This is a genomic window from Streptomyces sp. NPDC087844, assembly GCF_044742785.1.
Taxonomy (GTDB): Bacteria; Actinomycetota; Actinomycetes; order Streptomycetales; family Streptomycetaceae; genus Streptomyces.
Genome location: NZ_JBIUVD010000013.1, coordinates 135,050 through 153,646 on the forward strand (window position 1 = coordinate 135,050; position 18,597 = coordinate 153,646).

General features: G+C 69.1%; 8 protein-coding genes. 7 read left to right on the forward strand and 1 reads right to left on the reverse strand.

What is annotated here, in order from left to right; translation table 11 throughout:
• The first annotated feature begins 2 nt into the window (after positions 1-2).
• The 4 genes from ACIOKD_RS24810 to ACIOKD_RS24825 all read left to right on the forward strand — a co-directional run bounded on the left by ACIOKD_RS24810 (position 3) and on the right by ACIOKD_RS24825 (position 7,503).
• A complete protein-coding gene (locus ACIOKD_RS24810; protein WP_402087884.1) occupies positions 3-584 on the forward strand; it encodes a TetR/AcrR family transcriptional regulator in 582 nt (193 codons plus the stop codon).
• A gap of 88 nt (positions 585-672) precedes the next feature.
• Positions 673-1,656 (forward strand): alpha/beta fold hydrolase, encoded by a 984-nt coding sequence (locus ACIOKD_RS24815; RefSeq protein ID WP_402087887.1) that lies wholly within the window; start codon positions 673-675, stop codon positions 1,654-1,656.
• Positions 1,657-1,833: 177 nt separating this feature from the next.
• Positions 1,834-2,928 carry an MIP/aquaporin family protein gene (locus ACIOKD_RS24820; RefSeq protein ID WP_402087889.1) on the forward strand — a complete coding sequence of 365 codons (1,095 nt, stop codon included), beginning with the start codon at positions 1,834-1,836 and terminating at the stop codon, positions 2,926-2,928.
• Positions 2,929-3,366: 438 nt separating this feature from the next.
• Positions 3,367-7,503, forward strand: a complete 4,137-nt coding sequence (locus tag ACIOKD_RS24825) for an amino acid adenylation domain-containing protein (RefSeq protein WP_402087891.1) — start codon at positions 3,367-3,369, stop codon at positions 7,501-7,503.
• Between the two features lie 145 nt (positions 7,504-7,648).
• On the opposite strand, the gene ACIOKD_RS24830 is transcribed toward ACIOKD_RS24825, so the two are convergent.
• Positions 7,649-10,690, reverse strand: a complete 3,042-nt coding sequence (locus tag ACIOKD_RS24830; RefSeq protein WP_402087894.1) for an FG-GAP-like repeat-containing protein — start codon at positions 10,688-10,690, stop codon at positions 7,649-7,651.
• Between the two features lie 449 nt (positions 10,691-11,139).
• Between ACIOKD_RS24830 and ACIOKD_RS24835 the strand changes: the two genes are divergently transcribed.
• The 3 genes from ACIOKD_RS24835 (at position 11,140) to ACIOKD_RS24845 (ending at position 18,514) form a co-directional block, all read left to right on the forward strand.
• The gene (locus ACIOKD_RS24835) at positions 11,140-14,142 is read left to right on the forward strand and encodes an AAA family ATPase (RefSeq protein WP_402087897.1); all 3,003 of its coding nucleotides are present in this window, start codon (positions 11,140-11,142) and stop codon (positions 14,140-14,142) included.
• 110 nt (positions 14,143-14,252) lie between these two features.
• On the forward strand, positions 14,253-14,477 hold the full coding sequence (locus tag ACIOKD_RS24840; RefSeq protein ID WP_402087900.1) for a hypothetical protein: 225 nt from the start codon (positions 14,253-14,255) through the stop codon (positions 14,475-14,477).
• 41 nt (positions 14,478-14,518) lie between these two features.
• Positions 14,519-18,514, forward strand: a complete 3,996-nt coding sequence (locus ACIOKD_RS24845) for a kelch repeat-containing protein (RefSeq protein WP_402087902.1) — start codon at positions 14,519-14,521, stop codon at positions 18,512-18,514.
• The last annotated feature ends 83 nt before the right edge of the window (positions 18,515-18,597 follow it).

An 18,597-nucleotide genomic window follows, 5' to 3' on the forward strand; every position in this document is an offset into this window, starting at 1 on the left:
CCATGGCACGCACCAAGGGGTTCGATCCGGACGCGGCACTGAGTCATGCGGTGGAGCTGTTCTGGCGGCGGGGGTACGAAGGCACCTCCATCTCCGACCTCGTGGCGCACCTCGGGGTCGGCCGGCCGAGCATCTACGCCACGTTCGGCAGCAAGCACGAGCTGTACGTGAAGTCGCTGGAGAAGTACGCGGAGGCGAGGGTCGCGGCCGACCTGGAGCAGTTGTCGCGCCCCGGGGCGGTCATGCCGACGGTCCGGGCATGGATCCGGCGGTACGTCGACGAGGTGAACGGCGACGAGATGCGGCTGGGCTGCTTCGTCGTCAACGCCGCAGCGGAGCTGATGCCGGACGACCACGAGGTGGCACGGGTCGTCGAAGGCGCCTGGGGGGCAACGGAAGCCGCGCTCACGGTGGCCCTGCTGAGGGCCCACGCACAGGGCGAGCTGCCCGAGGGGCGTGAGCTGAGAGCCTTGGCGCGGTGCCTGATGGCACTGCTGCACGGGATCCGAGTGTTCGGCAAGCGCAGGTCGGACCGGGGCTACCTGGACGACGTGGTGTCTCAGGCCTTCCTGCTGCTGGGCTGACCCTCTACCTCCAACCTCAGTACAACCTCCGTACCACCGCCAAGCCATGGCCCCATTTTGAACTAAGCGGTCGATTAAAGGAGTCTTCATGTTTCCGACCGAACCCACGACCATCCGCCCGACCACCACGACAGAGCCGCCCCGGCCGTCGCGCGCGGTGCAGCCGCTGCCCATCGATCCCCACGCACCGTTCGACGAGCGCGCGTTCTTCCAGCTCTTCCGCCACGACTACGCACACGTGAACGGCGTCCGACTGCACTACGTCATCGGTGGCCCCGACCCCAAGAACAGCGCGGGGCTGGTCGTACTGCTCCACGGCTGGCCGCAGACCTGGCACGAGTGGCGCAAGATCATGCCCGCGCTCGCGGAGAAGTACACCGTCGTCGCCCCGGACATCCGTGGCACCGGCGACTCCGACAAGCCCCTGACCGGATACGACGCGGGAACTCTTGCTGACGACACCTACCAGCTCGTCCGCCACCTCGGGTTCGACAGCGCCCACATCGTCGCCTACGACGTCTCCGGGCGCTCCGGCTACGCCTACGCCGTCGAACACCCCGAAGCCCTGGACAAGCTCGTGTTCATGGAGACCCTCATCCCCGGATTCGGCCTTGAGGCTGCGATGGACGTCGCGAACGGCGGCTCGTACCACTTCGGGTTCCACGCCACCGTCGATCTCGCCGAAGCTCTGGTGCGGGGCAAGGAACGTTTCTACATCACCACACTGATGCGCTCCTGGCTGCACGACAAGGCGGCCATGACCGAGGGCGACTTCGACGAGTTCATCCGCTGCTACTCCGGTCCTGGCGGTCTGCGCGGCGGGTTCTCTCACTACCGCGCCTTCCTCTCCGACCCCGAGCCCAACCGTCGACGGGCCGCCAAGGGCAAGCTCACCGTGCCCGTCCTGGCCCTCTACGGGGGCAGTGGCGGCCATGCCCCCACCCTCCCCCGCGACCTGACTGCCCTCGCCGAGAACGTCGAGGGAGAAGGTGTCCCCGGTGCGGGCCACCTCATCGCGGAAGAGCGCCCCGACTACCTCGCGGCACGCCTTCTCGACTTCTTCGGGGAGTAAGTCCCACCCCGCCCGGCCCTTCAGCGCCGCGTGCCGCCCCACGGCCCGCTCGGTCCGGCTGCCTCCTCCGGCAGCCGGACCGAGCGGGCCGACCCATCCGGCCCTCCGCGACCCACACCCCGCACGCAGCGCCCTCCGCCCTGCGGCCAGCCCAAAGCCTCATTCCAACGGAGAGAAATGCCCACACCCCGCGGCTCCCTGCCGCACCGCACTCTGCTACGGCTCGGCCTCGCCGAGTTCGCCGGAACCGCCCTGCTGCTCTCCCTCGGCGTTTCCGTACTGATCGCCCTGGACTGGGCCGTCCGCCCTTGGACGGAACCCCTGCCAGGAGGCGTTTACCTGTTCGGATCGTTGTCAGGGTTCGCTTTCGGCTTCTCCGCGATGGTGGTCATCGTCTCCCGGGTGGGACGAGCCAGCGGCGGACACATCAACCCCGTCGTGACACTCATCCTGTGGTTCGAGGGGGAGAGAAGGGGTTCGACCGCACTGGTCTACGTGGTCTCCCAGTTCGCCGGCGCGATCGCCGGAACCGCCCCCCTCATGCTGTGGGGCGCCCGCGCGGACTCCTTCCGCTATGCGGCCACCGTGCCCGATCCCGACGTGCCGTTGTGGCAGCCGTTCGCCGGAGAGACCCTGGCGACCTTCCTGCTCCTCATCGCTCTCTTCCTCCTCCGAGGGCAGCGCGTCACGGGCAGACCCGCCTTTTACGTCTTTCCCCTGCTCTTCGCCGTACTCACCCCGCTCAGCATCATGCCGGGACTACAGGGATTCCTCACCGGCTTCGGAGCCAATCCCGCCCGCAGCCTCGGCCCCGCCGTGGTGGCCGACGTCTACGACCATCTGTGGCTGTACTTCCTCGCACCTCCGGTGGGCGGCATCCTCGCCCTCATCCTCGCGCGGGCCACCGGGCTCACCCCCAGGAAGCCACGCCGTCGCAGCAGAGTGGTCGCTCAGGCCCCCGCTGTAACACCCACCGCACCCGTCGCAGCGGTCACACCCTCCGCACCCCCCACGGTAGCCCGCACCGGCGGGCGGCACGGTCCCGCCGCCCAACTGACGGACCAGATCCCCCTTGCTCGGCTCATGCACCGTTGCAGGTCAGGGGGAAGCCCTCACCGCACTGGTGAAGGCGCGGCTGAAACGGATGCAGTACCGACCCCTTCTCGTCGAAGGGTTCATTGCCAGGACCGGACTCGACCTGCAACCGCCGTAACCGCAGACATTGAAGATCTCCAGCCGGGCACGAACTTGTCCGAGGGCCGGCCGCTGTAGCCGTAGACGTGGCGCCGTGCACGTTGTGAGCACCGAGGAGCCCAAGGAGAAGCGGGCCAAGCCCGCTCTCGGCACACAAGGCGCGGGCGCAAACCGCTGCACTGTTGACACCTGAGCAACGTTTGACCTCTTGCTGACCTGGTGAACGGCCTTCGTTTTTCCGATAGTTAACAGAAACCGGGAGGCCGGGTGACGAACATCTGGGCAAACACAACTGCCTCCTTGCGGCGCGGCAGCCGTGTCGGTCCTTCGGGCCGGAAACCGCTGCGGGTGAATGCAAGGGCGGATGTTCAGAGAGGGCAGCAGCCGATGTTCAGGGCACCGACGTGGTGAATCACTCGGCTGCCCGCCATTGCAGCCGGTCACCGTGGCGAAGCAACTGTGACCGGCGAACGCCTTTCTGATCAACCGGCACCTTTACCTTGAGGGAACTTCACCGTGCGTGCACACACCGCCCCGCAGCGCCTGCCGCTGTCCGCCGGCCAACGGGAGATATGGCTCAGCCAGCAACTCGACCCGGCCGGACCGGCCTTCCGAATCGCCGAGTACCTGCTGATCCGTGGGCCGATCGATCCTACGGCGTTCGAGGCGGCCCTGCGCCAGGCGATTGCGGAAGCAGAGCCGTACCACGCGCGCTACGGCGAGGAGGACGGGGTTCCCTGGCAGGTGATAGAGCTGGTGGACGACTGGGAGTTCCCCATCGTCGACGTCAGTGCGGAAACCGACCCACTGGCGGCTGCCGAGAAGCGGATGCGGGAGATCGTCGCACAACCGATAGGGCTGGACCGGCCGCCCCTGTTCATCCATGTCCTGTTCAGGCTGGGTCCCGAGTGCTTCGCCTGGCTCCAGTGCCTGCACCACATCGTCGCCGACGCTGCAGGCGGCGCCCTCGTGGCCCGCCGTGTGGCCGAGCTTTATACGGTGAGCATGGAAGCGCAACTTCGAAGTGGTGGGCAGCCCTGCAGTTCACAGACCGCCGCTCGCACTCCAGCATCTGATGACGAGACCCCCCGAACACGGCCCTTGGGGCCGCTGAGCGCGCTGCTGAACAGTGACGCCGCCTACCGATCCTCCGATGCCTTCGTCTCCGACAAGGCGTATTGGATGGAACACTTGGCCGACTGGCCGACGCCCGCCCGGCTGCAGGGCAGTCCCACCGGGCTGCCCACCAGTGTGATCCGCCGCACCGTCGTACTCTCGGAAGGAGAGGCGGCCGGTCTGCGAGCGGCCGCCCGCGCCGCGGGTACCCACTGGTCCGCTCTGATCGTCGCCGCGACTGCCGCCTACCTGCATCGCATGACCGGGCGCGACGACATCATGCTCACGCTGCCCGTGAGCGCACGCACCGACGTTGCCCAGCGGACCGTGCCCGGCATGTTCGCCAACGTCGTACCACTTCGGCTGCGGGTCACCGCGGACACACCGATGCGGCAACTGATACGTCATGCCTCCCGGGAGATGCGCCAGGCACTACGCCATCAGCGCTTCCGCCGCGCCGACCTCGCTCACGCCCTTCGCCTGCCGCAGGGCGGGCAGCACCACCTCGGCCCGCACGTCAACATCATGGCGCTCGACTACGACGTCACATTCCACGGACACCCCGCGACGGCGCACAACGTTTCCAACGGCCTGGTCGACGACGTGGCCATCATGGTATACGACCGTTCGGACGGTCAGGGTCTGCGTGTGGATCTCAACGCCAACAGCGACCTGTATTCACCGGACGCTCTCGGCAACCACGCCGACCGGTTCCTGCGTCTGTTGAAGGACTTCGCCCACCAGAGCGACCCCGAACGCACGGTGAGCGCCGCCGAGTTGCTGACAGCGGACGAGGAGATCCGGGTCCGGAGGCAGAGCACCGGAGCCCTGCGTACGACACCCGAGTCGACCTTGGTCGGCATGCTCGCCGCGCAGGCGCTGCGTACACCGCACCGCACCGCACTCATCGACGGCGCGAGCAGTCACACCTACCGCGAGCTGCACGAGGCCGCGAACCGCCTCGCCCACCTGCTGGCCGAGAGAGGCGCCCGACCCGGCAGGACCGTCGCCGTCGCCCTACCACGCTCCGCCGACCTCGTCATTGCCCTGACCGCCGTTCTTGCCACTGGTGCTGCCTATCTGCCGCTGGACCCGGAGTACCCGGCCGATCGGCTGGCGTACCTGTTGGACGACGTCGAACCCGCTCTGGTGGTCACCCGCACCGATACCGCTCCCGTGTTGCCTGGCGACCGGACCTCCCACCTTCTACTCGACACCGCGGAGACCCAGGGCCTTCTCGATGCCCAGCCGGCCACCGCCCCCACGGCCGACGGCCTGCGGCCGCAGGACCCCGCCTACCTCATCCACACATCCGGCTCCACCGGTGCGCCCAAAGGCGTCGTCGTTCCACACCGGGCCGTTACGAACATGCTGCGGTGGATGCAGCACACCTACCGAATAGACGGCAGCGACCGGCTGCTGCAAAAGACACCCACGGCTTTCGACGCCTCCGTGCCCGAACTCTTCTGGCCCCTGACCAGCGGCGCCACGCTCGTTCTGGCCGCCCCCGGCAGCCACCGCGACCCCCACACCCTGGCACGCCTGATCTGTCGTGAGGCCATCAGCGTCGTACAGTTCGTCCCCACTGTGCTCGACGCGTTCCTTGACGTGCTCGCCGCCGACGCAGACACCGCCAAGCAGTGCGAACGTACTTTGCGGATGGTGTTCAGCGGCGGCGAAGTCCTTACCCGCACGACGGTGGACCGCTTCCACTCACTGCTCCCCGGCGTGCCGCTGCACAATGTCTACGGTCCCACCGAGACCGCCGTCGACGTCGCCCACCACACGCCCCGGCCTGGTGAGCGTGGTCCGGTCCCGCTGGGAACCTCTGTCTGGAACACCCGGCTGTATGTCATGGACGAGCGACTGCGGTTGTGCCCACCCGGCGCCCCCGGTGAGCTGTACATCGCCGGGAAGCAACTGGCCGACGGATATCACCGCCGCGCGGAACTCACCACCGAACGCTTTCTCACCGACCCCTACGGACCTCCTGGCGACCGGATGTATCGCACGGGCGACCTGGCCCGCCGCGACGACGACGGGGCCCTCCACTTCCTCGGACGCGCTGATGACCAGGTGAAACTGAACGGCTTCCGCATCGAACTGGGGGAGGTCGACACCGCACTCCGTGCTCTGCCGGGGGTGCGGCAGGCCGCCAGCACTCTGCGGACCACCGCATCCGGCGACCGGCAGCTCGTCGCTCATCTCGCCGGTGACTGCGGGATGCCACAGGACGCCGAAGAGATCCGTGGCCTACTCGCCCGCACCCTCCCCGCGCACTTGGTGCCCGCAACTGTCATGGTCCTAACCGAACTACCGCTCACTCCCAGCGGCAAGCTCGATCGCGCCAACCTTCCCGAGCCCGCCACGCCCCGCGTCGCTGCCGGCGGCAGGCCTCCCCGTACTCCGCTGGAACGACAACTGTGCACCTTGTTCGGCCAGATCCTCAACGTCGATGACGTATCCGTCGACCACGACTTCTTCGACCTCGGCGGCACCTCGTTGGCCGCTTCCCGACTCGCCAGCCACGTGCGGACCGATCTCGGGATGCCCTTGTCCTTGCATGATCTGTTCAGCGCCCCTACGGTCGCCCGCCTTGCCGTGCACCTCGATGACGAAACGACCACCGTCGCCTCGCGGGCTGAAGCGGATCTGGCACCTCTCCTCGTCCTGCGTGAGCTTGATGCCGCCAGTGGTGCAGCACCGCTGTTCTGCCTCCACCCCGGCGGTGGCATCGGATGGATCTACGGAGCGCTGTTGCGTCATCTCGGCGTCGACCAGCCCGTCTACGCTCTCCAGGCCCGCGCCCTGACTCCGCCGCATCCGTTGCCGAGCAGTGTCAAGGAGATGGCCGACGACTATGTCGAACTCATCCGCACGGTGCAACCGACAGGCCCATATCACCTTCTCGGCTGGTCCTTCGGCGGTCTGCTCGCACATGCCGTCGCCACCCGTCTGCAAGGCGCCGGCGGCCAAGTCGCCACCCTCACCGTCCTGGACGGATACCCTGCCGAATCCGATTCGCTACCTGATCTGCCCGAGCTCGACCGAAGCGAATGGCTCGGTCTTCTCCGCGAGGCTCTTCCTTCTCACGCGGCTCCGGACGCGAACACGCAGCACGAGAAAGCGGATCCCGGTGACGCGGATGGAATGCTCGCCGAAGCCGTCCAAGCACTTGGTCTGCCCGCGGTGCTCCTGGAAGGAGATGACACCTTCCCGCTGCAGGACATCATGCGCAACGACCTGCGTCTGCAGAATGAATACACCCCGGACATCTACGACGGTGACATGCTGCTGCTGACGGCAGATCTGCCCACTGCTGGAGGACTGTTCGAGCAGCCCTCTCCTGACGCGTGGGGCCCTTACGTGAACGGCACCCTCACAATCCAGGGCGTGCAAGCTCGGCATCACCACATGCTGCGTGCCGAGTCCCTCGATCTGATCGGGTCTCTTCTGGCCGGAGCGCTGTCCGGCGAACGATCTTTCCCGCGAGCAGTCGAAGGCTCTCGACCACACCCGTACGCAGGCGGGCGCTGAGAGCCCGCACAGCCCTCCCTGAGGCGAACACGGCGGGACCCGCGCCGGTGACAGCAACTCAGGGCCGCTGTGCCGGGTGCCTTCGGTCCGCGGCAGTCAAGACGCCGCGGACCGAAGGTTGGGAGGCCGTCCGCCTAGGGCGGGGTCAGCCCCGGTCGTTGTGCCAGGCGTTCACCGAGCCGTCGTCCGCGACGACGAGGTATTCGGCCCGCCCGTCCGCGTCGAGGTCGGCGAACTGTACTCGCGCGGCGCTGTCGGTGGCGCCGTCGATCAGGGTGCCCTGCTCGATCCAGCCGTTGTCGTCGTCAGCTCCGTTGTTCTGGATGACGCGGACAGAACCGTCGTTGTCGACGGCGAGGTAGTCGGCGTGGAGGTCGTTGTTGATGTCGGCGAACAGGTGGGATTTGTAGGACACCGTGGCCCGGCCGGAGTAGATGGCGCCCTTGTCGATCCAGGTGGGGCTTCCGCCGTTGACGTCGTTGTTGATCCAAGCCTTCACCAGGCCGGTCTGGTCGTCGGTCAGGAGATAGTCGGCCCAGCCGTCACCGTTGATGTCCGCGAACTGCGTACTGCTGCGTGCGGCGCCGACCGCGGAGGCCACCTTGCCGAGGGACGACCAGACGGGGTCGCCGTCGGTGCCCGCCGCGTTGGTCCAGGCCCGTGTCGAGCCGTCGTCGGCGACGGCGAAGTAGTCCGCGCGGCGGTCACCGTTCCAGTCGGCCAGGCGGACCTGGTCGGCGGTGGCGCCGAAGCCGTCGGCGACCTTGCCGCGGTAGACCCAGGAGATGGCGCCGTTGCTGCCCTTGGTATTTCGCCAGCTGTAGAGAGATCCGTCGCTGCCGACAAGGTTGTAGTCGCTGCGGCCGTCGCCGTTGAGGTCGGCGAACAGGGTGCGTGCGCCCTTGACCGGCGCCGACCCCGAGGCCCACTGGCCGTAGTCCGTCCAGTGTGGATTGCCGCCGTTGACGTCGTTGTTGATCCAGGCTCTCACCGATGCGTCGTCCGCGACGGCGAGGTAGTCGGCGTATCCGTCACCGTTGATGTCCTCGAAGCGGACTTGGGAGGCGCTGGTGACGCCAGTAGCGGAGGCCCACTGGCCCTTGTCGGTCCAGCGCGGGCTGCCACCCGACTTGTCGTTGTTGACGTAGGCGTGGGTGGAACCGTCCGCCGAGACCGTGAGGTAGTCGGCGTAGCGGTCGTTGTTGATGTCCGTGATGCGCACCTGGTCCACGCTGGTGACACCGGTGGCCGAGGCCCACTGGCCGTAGTCCGTCCAGCGCGGGCTGCCACCCGTTTTGTCGTTGTTCACCCACGCTTTGACCGAACCGTCGTTGCTGACGGCGAGGTAGTCGGCGTATCCGTCACCGTTGATGTCGGCGAAACGGACCTGCCCTGCGCTGGTGACGCCGGTGGCGGAGGCCCACTGGCCGTATTCCGTCCAGCGCGGGTTACCGCCAGACTTGTCGTTGTTGATCCAGGCCTTCACCGAGCCGTCGTCCGCGACCGCCAGATAGTCAGCGTAGGCATCGCCGTTGACGTCCGCGAAACGGACCTTGTCGCCGGAGACCCCGACTCCCGAGGCGAACTGGCCGTAGTCCGTCCAGCGCGGGCTGCCGCCCGACTTGTCGTTGTTGAGGTACGCCCGCACGGACCCGTCCGCGGCGACGGCGAGGTAGTCGGCGTATCCGTCACCGTTGACGTCGGCCGCCTCCACCCGGGTCGTCGGGATCGACGCGGAGCCGGAGACGACCTTCCCAAGTGCGGAGAAGGAGTTCGCCTTGCACGCGGGAGTGTCCGTGGCGGCGGCATAGGGGCCGTCGAGCCAGCCGGCGATGGTGACTTCGTCGAGAGCCTTGTCGAACGCGTCGGCCATCTTGCGGTAACCCGTGTCGCCGGGATGCAGCTTGTCCGCGAGGTCCCCGGTGGTGACTGCGCCCATGTCCGCAGTGATCACCCTCTGCCCCTGATTCCTCCGTTCCGTCACCAGCTTGGTGACGGCGGCGTTGAACGGGGTGATCATCGCCTGAATCTCCGGCTTGGAGGTCGGCACCAGGGTGGCCACGACGACCGTGACCCCCGGCGATTTCTGCTGGAGCATGTCGATCAGCCCGTTGAGGCGGGCGGGCGCGTTCCCGGTGTCGTAGAACTGGTTGAGATCGTTCGTACCCACGTGCAGAGTCACAACATTGGGTCGCAGGGACTCGACCCAGCAGGACGCGAAGGCGGAAATCTGGTCGATGCGCCAGCCCGAATGCCCTTCGTGGTCCATGTCGGGTCCGTCGCCGCCCTGCTGCGTTCCCACGAAGTCGACGCCGTTGTCGTTGCCGAGGTCGGCGAAGAGGGAGTCCCGGTAGCCGGACATGTCGCTGCTGCCCACACCGGTGGTGATCGAGTCGCCCATGGGCATGACCCGCAGAGGGCTCGTCGGGCCGACGCCGCTGGTCTCCTGGATCCACTCACTGACGGACTCGATCCGCAGCGCGTCGCTGAATTCGTTCTCGTCGCCGCCGGTGATCAGCCCGTAGATCGCGCCCCTGTAGAACAGGCCGGCACCGGAGTCACCCAGCGCGGAGATACCTGTTCCGATGTTGTCCAGGTAGTACAAGGAGTTGTCGGGTCCCGGTGAGGGAGCATCCGAGTCGTCCGGATCCGCAGGAACGGTATACGTGTTGGAGCCCACCCGCGCTGTCGCCACCCGCAGGGTCTCGGAGCGGTTGGGCTCTCCCGGTTCGACGGACGACGGGCCCCAGCCTCGGAACGAGACGCTCTTGCCGACCGGTACCGCACCCAGCCGGTACGGGACGACCCAACTCGACTGGGCCGTGGGCGTGGCCAGTTCCAGAAGTACCGCGTCCCATTCCGGATGCGCGTGGATCTCGGCGATCTGGTGTTTCTCGCCCTGGCCCAGCTGGCGGTTGCCGAGCATGACGTAGGTCGTCTCGGCCGTGGCTTCGTTGTCCGCAATGCAGTGCTCGACGGTCAGGACCCACTTGACGTCGATGAGGTTGCCGACACAGTAGTTGTCGTAGCCGTCGCCCTCGCCGTCGTCGATCCAGACCTGGGCTTCGCCTCGCAGCCTGGCCGAATCCGTTCCGCCGATGATCGCCTGGGCGGCCGGCGCGATGCCCACGATCATGCTGAGCACACTCGCCAGTCCCACCACGAGTGCGGTAAGTGTTCTTCGCAAAGAAGGTTCCTCCATAGTTCCGTGCCGTGAGCGGAGGAGACCGTGACACATCGCATGCGGCGAACCCGCACTGCGGCCTCCGTTCCAGCCCCAGCTATGGCAACTCTCGACAGCGTGGGAGCAGGGGGCCAGATCATTGCCTGGCCAGTCACTGTTCAGAGGGCGCCCGCGCACGGAAGTTCCGCTGCGCTGCGTCGGAAATCCTTCAACTGGCTTGCGTGAACTGCGAAAACGTTAACCAACCGGCCCTGGGACAAGGCCCTCACGCGCTGGCCCCGGTACCGTTCACGGCGCAGAATGTGCCGGGCGTCGCACGCCGCCGGGGCTCGGGGGGCCTCGAAGATCGAGCGCGGCGCCATCGCGTGTCCCGACCAGGAGACACGAGCAGTGCGAGGGCCCCGGTGTCGAATGGGCCGAGGGCGGGGCGGGGGCAGTGAATGGAGTGGTCGGTGGAGGATCGTGTCCCCGGCACGCTGCCCGGACTCAGCGCCCCGCGCATGGTCGGCCGGGCGGACGAGCTGCGCCGGCTGACACTCGCGTTGACCCGGCCGCCGGCCCTGGTGCTCATCGAGGGCGAGGCGGGAATCGGCAAGAGCCGGCTTCTCCAGGAGGTGTTGGGAGAGCCGGGAGTCCTTGGCCGACGCCCTCTGGTCGCCCTGTGTCCGCCGTTCCGGGAGGCACTGACCCTGGGCCCGATCGTCGACGCGGCCCGCGACGACAGGGCGGGCGTGGCCGGGCTGAAACTGACGCCGCTCGCCGGTGTGCTCCGGCCGCTGTTCCCCGAGTGGGCACAGGATCTGCCGCCCGCGCCCGACGCGCTGTCGGACGCCGGTGCCGCCCGGCACCGGCTCTTTCGTGCCCTGGCCGAACTCCTCGACGCGATGGAGGTCGGCGTCCTGGTCCTGGAGGATGTCCACTGGGCCGACGAGGCGACCCTCGACTTCTTGCTGTTCCTCGTCTCCCGCCCCTCCCGGCGGGTGAGCCTGGTACTGACCTACCGCGTCGAGGATGTCACCCCGGGCTCCGCCCTGCTGCGGCTGCCCTCCCGCTCCCCGGCGGGGACCGGAGCCGAACGTCTGGTCCTCGGCCCGCTGGATGTGGACCAGACCGCCGAGCTGATGTCGTCGATGCTCGACGGGGAGCATGTCTCCGAGGCGTTCGCGTCGTTCCTCCAGGAGCGGACCGACGGGGTGCCGTTGGCGATCGAGGAATCGGTGCGGTTGCTGCGCGACCGCGCCGACCTGGTGCGACGGGACGGCGAGTGGGTCCGCAGGACGCTGGCGGACATCGTAGTGCCGCCCACCATCCGTGACGCCGTGGCCGAGCGGGCCGCACGCCTGTCCCGAGTGGCGCAACGCGTCCTCCAGACCTCGGCCGTGCTGGCCGAGCCGGTCGGCACCGAGGTCCTCGCGGCGGTCAGCGGTCTGCCGGACAACGTTGTTTCCGGCGCCGTGGACTCGGCCGTACGCAGCGGGCTGCTCGGGGAGGATCGCACGGGCCGGGTCAGCTTCCGGCACGCCCTCGCGGCCCGCGCCGTGTACGACCTGACACCCGCGCCCGACCGCCGGTCCCTGCACCGCGAAGCGGGCCGCCATCTGCGGGAGGCGACACCGGAGCCGGCGGCCCGACTCGCCCACCACTACCGGGAGGCGGGCGACACCGGGCAGTGGCGCCGGTACGCGGAACGGACCGCGGACCTCGCCCTCGCTTCCGGCGACCACCACACCGCCGTCGGACTGCTGCACGAACTCATCACCGAGGCTGAACCGCCGGCCGCCTCGGTGGCCCGCTGGGCGCAGAAGATGCCGGTCCTCGCCTTCACCGGTCATGTCGGCCGGGGAGATCTGACCCGCGCGCTGCGCGAGGTGCTGGAGGGCGACACCCTCGACCCGCGGGACCGGGCGGCCGTCCGCACGCAGTTGGGCCGGATGCTGCTGCACGCCGGTGAATACGCGGCGGGAGCGGCCGAGTTGGAGCGGGCACTGCCCGATCTCGCGGGCGAGCCGTTCCAGACGGCGTGGGCGATGAACACACTGGGCAGTCCGTCGGGCTCCCTGATGCCCGCGCCAGAGCACCGGCGATGGCTGGAACGGGCGGCGGACACCGCCCACCTGCCGATGACATCGGATCAGCGCCTGGCCCTCGTGGTCGACCGTGCGACCGCCCTTCTGGACATGGGGGAGGACGTCGGCTGGTCCGTGGCGGCGAACCTGCCCGACTCCGCCACGACGCCGGAAGGGATGATGCAACTGGCTCGCAGCGGCCTCAACGTCGGCAACGCGGCCATGCGCTGGGGCCGTTACGGTCAGGCACGAGAGCTGCTGACGAGAGCGCTGGTTCGGGCGGAAGGCCACCGCTACCAGCGCCTGCACGACATGGTGCTGGTCACGCTCGCCCACCTGGACTGGTTCACCGGAAACTGGGACGGGCTGGCCGAACGAGCCGCCGCTCTGGCCGAGGTGGACGCCGAGCCCCTGCTCCAGCTGGACGCCGTACTGATCACGGCGCTGCTCGACGGGGCGGTCGGCACCGCCGGCCCCGCGTCGGCCGTGAGCGTCGCGCCCGGGACCGCGGCAGGCGGGAGTGCCGCGGCCGGAAGTGTCGCCGAGCGGTTGCGGGAGGTGCTCGACGCCGGTCTGCGACGCGGCATCGTGGACCTCCCGCTGGAGCCCGCCGCGGCGCTGGCGCGTATCCGTCTCGCCGAGGGCGCGGCCGCCGAGGCCGTCGAGCTGACGGACGGACCGGCGGACGTGGTGGCCCGCAAGGACATCTGGCTGTGGGCCACCGAGTTCGCTCCGGTGCGCACCGGAGCGCTGTTGGCGGTCGGCAGGCCCGAAGAGGCGAGGAAGTTCGTGGCGGACCTGGCCGAAGGCCTGTTGGGCCGGAGTCTGCCGGCGGCGGACGCGGCCCTGGAGGCCTGTCTCGGCGTACTGGCCGAGGGCGAGGGCAGGTTCACCGAGGCCTCGGAAGCGTTCGGCCGGGCGTCCGCCGCCTGGCAGCGCCTGCCGCGGCCGTACGAGGCTTTGCTCTCGGCCGAGCGGAGCGCGGCCTGTCTGTCGGCCGCACGGCATCGGGAAGCAGCACTGGCCGAACTCGTCCGGGTGGAGACCGGGTTCACGGCACTCGGAGCCCGCGTCGACGCCGAACGTGTACGGGCGGTGCTGCGCGAGGCCGGGGCCCCGGTGAAGGAGGTGTGGCGGGGTGGACGGCGCGGTTACGGCGACCAGCTCTCCCCGCGCGAGCTCGAAGTGGTCAAGCTGATGCTCACCGGTCTGACAAACCCGGCCATCGCGCAGGCTCTTTCGCGATCCCCGAAGACCATCGCGGCACAGCTCAACTCGGCGATGCGCAAGTACAAAGTCACCTCACGCACCGCCCTCGCGGTCAGCGTGATCCGGGCCGGGATCAACTCCGACGAGGATTCCGCAGACCGCAACGGCACGGATCTTTAGGTCATCCGCCCAATCGCGACGTCCCGCCGCGGGCGTCGATACTCGGTGCGCGGAGGGATCCGAAAGCCCCCCTTCACCCAGACATCACCCGAAGGGCATCCGTCCGTCCGATGAGCAGCACAACCCCCGAAATCGAAGCCGAACCCGGCCCTCACGCGCCGGACTTGCGCGATGCCGCCACCGACCCCGCCACCGGAGTCCGGCACACCGACGTGCCGTCCGCCCTGGAGCCCCGCCCCGAACCGACGCCCGCCGCACCGGGCGCGCCCACCGCCGACACGACGACCCTCCCCGCCCCTGAGGACGGCCTGTATAGCGGTTACAAACCTCTCTGAATCCTCCCCCGGATCCTGAACGTGACGAAAAGGGTGCCCCGTTGCCTGCCTTCAGAGTTCCGCGCCTTCGCGCGCCCCTCTCCCTGCTCATAGCCGGCTGTCTCGGCGCCGCGGTCCTCGCCGTGGCGCCGCAGGCCACCGCGGTCACCCCGGCCGGCTCCGAGGCAACCGCCGCCGACTCCACCACGACTTCGGACCTGCTCAACTCCGTACCGCAGGACAACGTCCCGAAGAACTACATCCCGGCCGACTGCAACAGCCCGAGCCGGAAGGACGATGTCGCCCAGTGCTTCGCCGACATCCACACCGACTCCGAGCACCGCGTCCGACCGCACGCGAGCGCACCGCCGTCCGCCGCGCTCGGCCCGGCCGACATTCAGGCCGCCTACGGTCTTCCCGACGGTGGTGAGGGCCGGACCGTGGCGATCGTCGACGCGTACGGCAACTCCCGCGCGGAGGCCGACCTCGCCGCCTTCCGCGAGCACTACGGCCTGCCCGCCTGCACCACCGCCAACGGCTGCTTCCGCAAGGTCGACCAGGACGGCGGCACCGACTACCCCGAGGACGACGAGGGCTGGGCGCTGGAGACCGCGCTCGACCTCGACGCCGTCTCCTCCGCCTGCCCGAAGTGCGACATCCTTCTGGTGCAGGGCGATTCGGCGAGCCTGGACGACCTGGGTACGGCCGTCGACACCGCCGTCCGGCTGGGCGCCAAGTACGTCTCCAACTCCTACGGTGTGCCCGGTGAGACCGCCGGCCAGACCGCGTACGACCACCACTACGACCACCCCGGGGTGGCCGTCGTCGCATCCACGGGCGACACCGGACATGTGCAGAACTGGCCGTCCACCAACCCCAACGTCGTGGCCGCCGGCGGTACCCGGCTGACCCGCGCCGAGGGCACCGCCCGGGGCTGGACGGAGAGCGCCTGGTCGGCGGGCGGCTCCGGCTGTTCGCTCTACGAGACCAAGCCCGACTACCAGGCGGGACTCGACACCGGCTGCGACACCCGCGCCACCGCGGACATCTCCGCGGTCGCCGACCCCGCGACCGGTCTGGCCGTGTACGACACCCTGAGCCAGGACGGCTGGGTACAGGTCGGCGGCACCAGCCTGTCCGCCCCGCTGCTCACCGCGATGTACGCACTGGCGGGCACCCCCGTCGAGGACACCTACCCGGTCACGTACCCGTACGTCAACGCCACCGGTCTGAACGACGTCACCGAGGGCACCAACGACACCTGCGGCACGGTCCAGTGCGCCGCGGGCCCCGGCTGGGACGGACCGACCGGCCTCGGCACCCCGGCCGGCGTCTCCGCGCTCGCCTTCGGCGCCCACGGCACCCTGTCCGGCCACGTCACCGACAGCACGGGCGCCGCGCTGGCAGGGGCCACGCTCACCGTCTCCGAGGAGGGGGACAGCGGCCGCGAGTACCACGTCACCACCGATGCGAAGGGCGCGTACGGCCTGCCCGCCGCGGTGGGCACCTACCGGGTGTCCGCCACCGACTACGGATACCGCGAGAACAGCCGCTCCGGGGTGCAGGTCACCGAGAACAACACCAGTACCGTCGATCTGAAGCTGGTGAAACTTCCCACCCGTACCGTGTCCGGAACGGTCAAGGACGGCAGCGGGCACGGCTGGCCGCTGTACTCCAGGATCACCATCGACGGCTATCCGCACGGCGCGGTCTACACCGACCCGTACACCGGCAAGTACAGCGTGGACCTTCCCGAGAAGGCGGGCTACGAGCTGCACATCACACCGGTCTACCCCGGCTACCAGGGCACGGACCTGAGTGTCCCGGTGGGAACCGCCGACGTGCGCAGCACCGTGACGCCCGATGTCGACCCGAAGGCCTGTGTGGCTCCCGGCCACGCCTACCCCGCCTCCGCCGGCTTCGAGGGCTGGACCGGCACCACCCCGGAGCACGGCTGGACCATCGACAACCACGGTGCGGACGGCGCCGGTTGGGACTTCTCCGACGAGTGGCTCCCCAACATCACCGACGGGACCGGGAATTCGGCGGCCGCCAACCCCTACGGCCGCGGCGGAGCCCACCAGGACACCGAACTCGTCTCGCCCACCTTCAGCCTGGCCGGCCAGACCTCGCCCGTTCTCGGCTTCGACGCCCTCTACGCTCCGAGCGACGACTCGGCGGCCGAGGTCGACCTCAGCCTCGACTCGGGAACGACCTGGACCACCGTGTGGCAGCGTGACTCCACCGAGTACGTGGGTCATGCCGAGGTCCCGCTGACCCGGGCCGCGGGAGAGAAGCACGTCAAGGTGCGCTTTCACTACGCGGGCAGCGGCCTGTCCATCTGGCAGCTCGACACCGTCACCGTCGGGTCCTGCTCCGCCGTGAGCGGCGGCCTTGTCGCCGGAAAGATCACCGACGCCAACACCCGCTCCACCCTCAGGCCCGCCACCATCACCGACACCGCCGACCGCTACGCGACGGCGACCACCGTCGCCACCCCGGAGGACCCGGCGCTCGCCGACGGCTGGTACTGGCTGTTCAGTTCACCCGCCGGCCGACACACGTTCCGTACGACCGCCGCCCGATACACCACCTCGACCGACACCGTCACCACCCGGGCCAACACGGTCAACCGGTACGACCGGTCGCTCAAGGCAGGCCGCCTGAGGGTGAGTTCGGAGAGCGTCACCGTCAAGGAGACCCTGGGCGGATCGGGCAGTAAGAAAGTCACCTTCACCAACAGGGGGCAGGCACCGCTGCACGTCGAACTCGGCGAGCTGAGCACCGAGTACACCTCCCCCGACGGAACCTCCACCACGGCGACGGACGCCACCCCCGGCGCCCCGGCGCAACGCGTGAAGGGCACCTACTCACCCGGGCCGGCGAGTTCCACCGGCACGACCCCCAAGACGTCCACGGGCACCGGCACGGCCGTCTCCACCGGCCCTTGGGCCGGCATCGCCGACTACCCCGAGCCCGTCATGGACAACGTCGTGGGCACCTACCGCGGCAAGGTCTACTCGGTCGCCGGAGTCTCCGGTCTGATCGGCGGCGAGTACCTCAGCCGCGGCTACGTCCACGACCCGGCCACCGACGCCTGGACCCGCATCGCCGACCTGCCCGAAGCGCTGGAGTCACCCGGCGGTGCCTTCATCGACGGCACCCTGTACGTCGCCGGGGGCTGGACCCTCGACGGCGCCCGGGCCTCCCTCTACGCCTACAAACCCACCACCGACACCTGGACCCGGCTGACCGACCTGCCCCGCGCGATCGGCATGCCCAACGTGACCGTCCTCAACGGCAAGCTCTACGTCGTCGGAGGCTGCACCGGCTCCGGCTGCGGGGACGCCGTCGACACCGTCTACCGGTACACCCCGGCCACCAACACCTGGACCCGCCGCGCCGACTACCCCGCCCCCATAGAGCGCGGTGCCTGCGCCGGTGTCACAGGTGAACTGATCTGCGCGGGAGGCATCTCCGTCGTCGGCGGACATGTCGCCACTCCCAAGGGACAGACCTACCGCTACAGCCCGTCCGCCGACACCTGGACCCGCCGCGCCGCCGACATGCCCTACGCGGGCTGGGGAGCCGTGACGAGCGGCCACGACGGCAGGCTGCAGGCCGTGAGCGGAGTCGTCGACGGCTACGCGGTCAACTCCGTCGTGGAGTACGACCCGGTGTCCAACACCTGGTCCGACCTGCCCCGGATCAGCAACCCCGTGCTCCGGGCGGGCGGCGGCTGCGGCATCTACCGGATCGGGGGAATGGCCTCCCCGGGCTGGAACACGACCGAATCGGCCGAAGTCCTGCCGGGACACGACCAGTGCGACGGCGACGACGTCAGCTGGCTGTCGATGAACAGGACCTCGTTCGACCTCGCTCCCGGCCGTTCCGTCACCGTCACCGTCCGCGCGGACTCCTCCGCGGTCACCGCGGCCGGTACCTACAGCGCACGCCTCACCTACAGCACCGACGCCCCCTACGCCGGATCCTCGGTCAAGGTGAGCTTCAAGGTCCGCTGCACCCGGGGCAGCGGGAACCGACCGACCTGCGGCTGACCGCGGCCAGACGGTTCGCCGTCGACCTGACCGCCCACGTCTTGCCCTTCGGACTCCGGTCCGAGGGTGAGGCGTGGGCGGTT

Excerpts from the sequence above, each read along its gene's own strand:
- ACIOKD_RS24810 (WP_402087884.1), top strand. The coding sequence starts at position 3 with ATGGCACGCACCAAGGGGTTCGATCCGGACGCGGCACTGAGTCATGCG.
- ACIOKD_RS24815 (WP_402087887.1), top strand. The coding sequence starts at position 673 with ATGTTTCCGACCGAACCCACGACCATCCGCCCGACCACCACGACAGAG.
- ACIOKD_RS24820 (WP_402087889.1), top strand. The coding sequence starts at position 1,834 with ATGCCCACACCCCGCGGCTCCCTGCCGCACCGCACTCTGCTACGGCTC.
- ACIOKD_RS24840 (WP_402087900.1), top strand. The coding sequence starts at position 14,253 with ATGAGCAGCACAACCCCCGAAATCGAAGCCGAACCCGGCCCTCACGCG.